5 protein-coding genes are annotated in these 6,503 nt (G+C 72.6%); 1 reads left to right on the top strand and 4 read right to left on the bottom strand.

Annotated features, from left to right (window positions below; translation table 11 throughout):
* Nucleotides 1-145: 145 nt before the first annotated feature.
* Nucleotides 146-1,942, bottom strand: a complete 1,797-nt coding sequence (locus RYN42_RS10770) for a proline--tRNA ligase (RefSeq protein WP_315095957.1) — start codon at nucleotides 1,940-1,942, stop codon at nucleotides 146-148.
* A 32-nt stretch (nucleotides 1,943-1,974) separates the two neighbouring features.
* On the opposite strand from RYN42_RS10770, the gene RYN42_RS10765 reads away from it, so the two are divergent.
* On the top strand, nucleotides 1,975-2,865 hold the full coding sequence (locus RYN42_RS10765) for a DNA-formamidopyrimidine glycosylase family protein (protein WP_315095955.1): 891 nt from the start codon (nucleotides 1,975-1,977) through the stop codon (nucleotides 2,863-2,865).
* Here RYN42_RS10765 and RYN42_RS10760 read toward each other — a convergent pair.
* From RYN42_RS10760 to RYN42_RS10750, 3 genes are all read right to left on the bottom strand, one after another.
* Nucleotides 2,862-3,770, bottom strand: a complete 909-nt coding sequence (locus RYN42_RS10760) for a GNAT family N-acetyltransferase (protein WP_315095952.1) — start codon at nucleotides 3,768-3,770, stop codon at nucleotides 2,862-2,864. The two genes, RYN42_RS10765 and RYN42_RS10760, sit on opposite strands and share 4 nt — an antisense overlap.
* Nucleotides 3,771-3,852: 82 nt before the next feature.
* A complete protein-coding gene (gene ispG / locus RYN42_RS10755; RefSeq protein WP_315095950.1) occupies nucleotides 3,853-5,013 on the bottom strand; it encodes a flavodoxin-dependent (E)-4-hydroxy-3-methylbut-2-enyl-diphosphate synthase in 1,161 nt (386 codons plus the stop codon).
* A gap of 82 nt (nucleotides 5,014-5,095) precedes the next feature.
* A complete protein-coding gene (locus RYN42_RS10750) occupies nucleotides 5,096-6,406 on the bottom strand; it encodes a site-2 protease family protein (protein ID WP_315095948.1) in 1,311 nt (436 codons plus the stop codon).
* Between the last annotated feature and the right edge of the window lie 97 nt (nucleotides 6,407-6,503).

Raw genomic sequence — 6,503 nt, 5'->3', positions numbered from 1 at the left:
GCGCAGGCCGGTGCGGGCAGCCGGTCCACGCTCGTCCAGGGACTGCGGCGCGCGACCGACGACGCCGCCGCCTGGGGCGCCACCCACGTGCCGTTCCCGGGCCTGCCGGAGCGCGCGCAGCAGCCCACCGGCTGACGCACGTCCCTCAGTCCGCGAGCAGCTCCGCGACGAGCGCCGCGACGCGGTCGGCCGCGTCGGCCACGGGCACCTGCTCGGTGGTCCCGCCGACGCGCGGACGCACCTCCACCACGCCCTCCGCGAGCCCGCGGCCCACCACGACCACCAGCGGGACGCCCAGGAGCTCCGCATCGGCGAACTTGACGCCGGGCGAGACCTTGCCCGGGCGGTCGTCGTAGAGCACCTCGACGCCGCGCGACGACAGCTCGGTGGCGAGCGCCTCGGCCGCCTCGAACACGGCGGGGTCCTTGCCGGTGGCCACCACGTGCACGTGCGCGGGGGCGACGTCCGCCGGCCAGGCCAGCCCGCGCTCGTCGTTGTTGGCCTCGGCGAGCGCGGCGAGGACGCGAGTGACACCGATGCCGTAGGAGCCCATCGTCACCACCTGCGCCTTGCCGTTCTGGTCCAGCACGGTCAGGCCGAGGGCCTGGGCGTACTTGCGACCGAGGGCGAAGATGTGGCCGATCTCGATGCCGCGCGCGAGCTCCAGCGGGCCGGAGCCGTCCGGGGCCGGGTCTCCGGCGCGCACCTCGGCGGCCTCGACCGTGCCGTCCGCGGTGAAGTCCCGGCCGGCCACCAGGTCGAACACGTGCTTGCCGTGCGCGTTGGCGCCGGTGATCCAGCGGGTGCCCACGACGACCCTCGGGTCGAGCAGGTACCGTATGGCGGTGCGCTCCTGCCCGTCGGCGACCGGGACGTTCGGGCCGAGGACGTCGGGCCCGAGGTAGCCGCGGACCAGCTCCGGGTGCCCGGCGAAGTCGGCGTCCCCGGCGGCCTCGACCTCGGCGGGCGCGACGGCGGCCTCGAGCCGCTTGAGGTCCACCTCGCGGTCGCCGGGCAGCCCGACGACCAGCAGCTCGCGCTCGCCGCTCGGGTGCACCAGGGCGAGGACGACGTTCTTGAGCGTGTCGGCCGCGGTCCACGGCCGGTCGGGGCGCGCGAACCGCTCGTTGGCGACGGCCACCAGCGTGTCGATGGTCGGCGTGTCCGGGGTGTCCTCGACGTGCGCCGCGGGGGCGTCGTCGAACGGGACCGCGTCGGGCACCACCGTGGTGACCGCCTCGACGTTCGCGGCGTACCCACCCGGCGAGCGGACGAACGTGTCCTCGCCGATCGCGGTCGGCGTGAGGAACTCCTCGGAGCGCGAGCCGCCCATCGCGCCCGACGTCGCGGCGACGATGACGTACTCGAGGCCGAGGCGGCCGAAGATCCGCTCGTAGGCGTCGCGCTGGCGCTGGTAGGAGGCCGCCAGGCCCGCGTCGTCGACGTCGAACGAGTAGGCGTCCTTCATGATGAACTCGCGCCCGCGGATGAGCCCGGCGCGCGGACGCGCCTCGTCGCGGTACTTCGTCTGGATCTGGTAGAGCGCCAGGGGAAGGTCCTTGTACGACGAGTACAGGTCCTTGACCAGCAGCGTGAACATCTCCTCGTGCGTCGGCGCGAGCAGGTAGTCACCGCCCTTGCGGTCCTTGAGCCGGAAGATGTTCGGCCCGTACTCGGTCCAGCGGCCGGTCGCCTCGTAGGGCTCCTTGGGCAGCAGCGCCGGGAAGTGCACCTCCTGCGCGCCCGCGGCAGCCATCTCCTCGCGGACGACCTGCTCCACCTTGGCCAGCACCCGCAGGCCCAGCGGCAGCCAGGTGTAGATGCCGGGGGCGGCGCGCCGGATGTAGCCGGCCCGCACGAGCAGCCGGTGGCTGGCGACCTCGGCGTCGACCGGGTCCTCGCGCAGGGTGCGGAAGAAGAGCTGGGACAGGCGGATCAGCATGGGAGGAGCGTAGTTGGGGTTGGATGGTGCCCGTGCCGGAGCTGCCCGAGGTCGAGGCGCTCGCGCAGTTCCTGCGTGGGCGGATGGACGGCCGTGCCGTCACCGAGGTGTCGATCGGCGCCATCAGCGCGCTCAAGACCTTCCGCCCGCCTCCCGACGCGCTCGTCGGCGGGACGGTCGTGGACGTGCAGCGGCACGGCAAGTGGCTGGACGTCATGGTCGCGACCGCCACCGGTGAGCCGCTGCACCTGATCTGGCACCTGTCGCGAGCCGGCTGGGTGCGCTGGTCGGAGCAGCTGTCGACCAACCCGGTCCGCCCCGGCAAGTCACCGCTGGCGCTGCGGGTCCGGCTCGACGACGGCTCCGGGTTCGACCTGACGGAGGCCGGCACGCGCAAGCGGCTCGCGGTCCACGTGGTCGAGGACCCGTCGGACGTCCCGCAGATCGCCACGCTCGGCGTCGAGCCGCTGTCCGACGAGTTCACCGAGGACCGCCTCGCCGAGCTGCTCGCGGCCCGCAACCAGCAGGTCAAGGGCCTGCTGCGCGACCAGGGGACGATCGCCGGCATCGGCAACGCCTACTCCGACGAGATCCTGCTGGCCGCCCGGATGAGCCCGTTCGCGATGACGAGGTCGTTCGACGCCGAGCGCACCCGCACGCTGTGGGAGGCGATCCGGGAGGTGCTCACCGGTGCGGTCGGCTCCGCCTCCGGGAAGCCGGCCGCCGAGCTCAAGGACGCCAAGCGCCGCGGGATGAAGGTGCACGGGCGGACGGGTCAGCCGTGCCCGGGCTGGAACGACGTCCCGTGCGGCGACACCGTGCACGAGGTGTCGTTCGCCGACTCCTCGCTGCAGTACTGCCCGACGTGCCAGACGGGCGGGAAGCCGCTGGCGGACCGGCGAATGTCCCGCCTGCTGCGCTAGAAGAGGACGGTCGCGTACGTGCCGACCTGGCGGAAGCCGACAGCGCGGTACGCCGCCAGCGCGCGCTCGTTGTAGCTGTTCACGTACAGGGACACCAGGGGCGCCACCTCGCCGCGGGCGATCTGCACCACGGCGGCCATCCCGGACTCGGAGAGCCGTTCACCGCGCCGGTGGGGAGGGACCCAGACGCCCTGCACCTGCGCCACTCCCCCAGCGACGGCACCCAGCTCGGCCTTGAACACCACGTCCCCGTGCGCGCGGTCCGGCGAGTCGACCGGGTCGATGCGGACGAACGACCGGCCCTGCGCGATCAGGCCGTGCACGCGCGTCTCGTACGGCCCGCCGGGTCCGCTCACCGGCGAGTAGCCGACCTCCTCGGTGAACATCCGCACGCAGGCGGGCAGGACCACGTCGAACTCCTCGGGTCGCGACCGGCGCACCCTCGGGTCGGCCGTCACCAGCGGCGCGTGCTCGATGACCATCGACGGCTGGTCGTCGCGCACCTCGCGGGCGGCCGGCCAGACCGTGCGGAGCCGGCTCCACAGGGCGAGCACGCCGTCGGCCGGGCCGACGATCGACGAGCAGCGCCGACCCTGACCGCGCGCGAGCCCCGCGAAGGCGTCGAGGGCGCGGCGCGCCACGTGCGGGTCGTCCACCGGGATGACGGGGACCATGTTGGCGCCGGCGTAGCAGACGGCCAGGAGCTCGCCGTCCTCCTCGTAGCCCCACAGGGTGCCCCCGGCGGCGCGGAGCGTCCGGCCGACGGCCTGCTCGAGTCGCGCCGTCGCGAGCACGGAGCCGACCGCGTCGCGCGCGCACACGGCCAGGGCACCCGCGAGGTCGCCGTCGCCGAGGACCCGGCCCCCGGTCCGTCCCTCGACGAGCGCAGCGCGGCGTTGCACCATGGGTAGATCCTGCACCACGGGGGTCCGCTTCACCCGATGTCCGACATGTCGATCGAGTGAACGCGGCGTGCGGGCACCGCCGTCAGCGGACCGTGACCACCGGCGCACCGGCGCCGGACTCGACGGGGTCCATGCTCTCGGCGAGGCGCATGGCCTCCTCGATCAGGGTCTCGACGATGAGCGCCTCGGGGACGGTCTTGATGACCTGGCCGCGGACGAAGATCTGGCCCTTGCCGTTGCCGGACGCGACACCGAGGTCAGCCTCGCGGGCCTCGCCCGGCCCGTTGACGACGCAGCCCATGACGGCGACGCGCAGCGGCACCTCCATGCCCTCCAGCCCGGCGGTCACGCGCTCGGCCAGCGAGTAGACGTCGACCTGCGCCCGGCCGCACGAGGGGCACGACACGATCTCGAGCTTGCGCGGACGCAGGTTGAGCGACTGCAGGATCTGGATGCCGACCTTGACCTCCTCGACGGGAGGCGCGGACAGGGACACGCGGATGGTGTCGCCGATGCCCTTGCTCAGCAGGGCGCCGAACGCGGTCGCGGACTTGATGGTGCCCTGGAACGCCGGCCCGGCCTCGGTGACGCCGAGGTGCAGGGGCCAGTCACCGCGCTCGGAGAGCAGCTCGTACGCGCGGACCATGATGACCGGGTCGTTGTGCTTGACCGAGATCTTGAAGTCGCGGAACCCGTGCTCCTCGAACAGCGACGCCTCCCACACGGCGGACTCCACGAGTGCCTCGGGGGTGGCCTTCCCGTACTTGGCGAGCAGCCGCGGGTCCAGGGAGCCGGCGTTGACGCCGATCCGGATCGACGTGCCGGCGTCGGTGGCCGCTCGGGCGATCTCCTTGACCTGGTCGTCGAACTTGCGGATGTTGCCGGGGTTCACGCGGACCGCGGCGCAGCCGGCGTCGATGGCGGCGAACACGTACTTGGGCTGGAAGTGGATGTCCGCGATCACGGGGATCTGTGACTTGTGCGCGATGGCAGGCAGCGCGTCGGCGTCGTCCTGGGTCGGCACCGCCACGCGGACGATGTCGCACCCGGCGGCCGTCAGCTCCGCGATCTGCTGCAGGGTCGAGTTGATGTCCGTGGTCTGGGTGGTGCACATCGACTGCACGCTGACCGGCGCGTCACCGCCGACGTCGATCTTGCCGACCTTGATCTTGCGCGTCTTGCGCCGGGGGGCCAGGACCAAGGGGGGCGCCTCCGGCATGCCGAGGCTGATCGGGATGCTCACGTCGTCATCATCGCACCCGGTGCACGCCGCGCCGGTCCCGCAGGGGCCGGTGTGCACGAGATCACCCCACGGCCCCCACGGGTCAGAGCTGGACCGGGTTGACGATGTCGGCGTAGATGAGCAGCAGACCGACCGCGCCGAGCACCACGAACACCGAGTACGCCAGCGGGACGAGCTTCGCGGAGTCGAAGGGACCCGGTCGGGGCAGCCCGCGCAGACGCGCGACCTGCCGCCGGACCCCTTCCCACAGCGCAGCGACCACGTGCCCGCCGTCGAGCGGCGGCAGCGGGATGAGGTTGAACACGAACAGCGCGATGTTGAGCGCGGCGAGCATCTGCAGCAGCGAGGCCGCCTTGATCTGCCACTCGATGCCGTCGGTGGAGGCGATCTCCCCGGCGAACCGGCCGATGCCGACCACGCCCACGATGCTGTTGATGTCCCGCTCGGTGCCGTTCACCTGCGACTGGACCAGGTCGACCACGCGGCTGGGCAGCGTCGCCACGACCGAGACGGTCTGCCAGGTGGTGTCGGCCACGACGCCGGGCACGCTGAGCGGCGACTGCCGCACCATCTCGCGCGACGGCGTGATGCCCAGGAACCCGACCGGCTCGGTGACGACGTCGCCGGCGCTGTCGAGCACCAGCTCGTCGTTCTCGTCGTACACCGGGCGCTCGGCGACGATCGGCGTGATGGTCAGGTCCACGGGCTCGCCGTCGCGCTCGACGACGAGCGGCACGGCCTCCTCGCCGGTGTCCCGGATCAGGCCCGAGAGCTGGTCCCACGAGGTGATCGTGGTGCCGTCGAACGAGACGATGGTGTCGCCCGGCTCGATGCCCGCCGCAGCGGCCGGAGCCGCGACGTCCGACGGCAGGCAGTCGCGCGTCTGGTCCGCGTCCGCGGGGATGACGCACTGCGAGACGCTGGTCAGCGTCGTGGAGGTCTGCGGCAGGCCGAACCCGATCAGCACGATCGCCATGAGCACGAACGCGATGAGCAGGTTCATCACCGGCCCGCCGAGCATCACGACCAGCTTCTTCGGCGTCGACAGGTGGTAGAAGGCGCGGGCGTCCTCGCCCGGCCGGATCTCCTCGGCGCTGGCCTGGCGGGCGTCCTGAGCCAGCCGGCCGAGCCACGTCCGCGCCGACGGGTTGCCCACCGCGGGTCCGGGTGGGTACATGCCGACGAGCCGCACGTAGCCGCCCAGCGGGATCGCCTTGAGGCCGTACTCGGTCTCACCCTTGGTGCGGGACCACAGAGTCGGACCGAAGCCGACCATGTAGTGGCTCACGCGCACGCCGAAGCGCTTGGCGGGCACCATGTGACCCACCTCGTGCAGCGCGATCGACAGCAGCAGCACGACGACCACGACGAGCACAGCGACCAGGTACGCCATCGACCCCTCCGTCAGGAACCTGCACGCACGCGGCAGGGCGGGGCCGCCGTCGACCGCGCGACCCCATCTTGCCCCCCGTCGCTGAGAACCTCCTGGA

Origin of the sequence: uncultured Cellulomonas sp., assembly GCF_963527515.1 — a bacterium.
Taxonomy (GTDB): Bacteria; Actinomycetota; Actinomycetes; order Actinomycetales; family Cellulomonadaceae; genus Cellulomonas.
The sequence above is the reverse complement of the archived record's forward strand: the minus strand, read 5'-3'. Positions and strand labels throughout refer to the sequence as shown.

Bases quoted from the DNA above. Each gene is read 5' to 3' on its own strand.
- RYN42_RS10770 (WP_315095957.1), bottom strand. From the start codon at position 1,942: ATGCTGATCCGCCTGTCCCAGCTCTTCTTCCGCACCCTGCGCGAGGAC.
- RYN42_RS10760 (WP_315095952.1), bottom strand. From the start codon at position 3,770: ATGGTGCAACGCCGCGCTGCGCTCGTCGAGGGACGGACCGGGGGCCGG.
- RYN42_RS10750 (WP_315095948.1), bottom strand. From the start codon at position 6,406: ATGGCGTACCTGGTCGCTGTGCTCGTCGTGGTCGTCGTGCTGCTGCTG.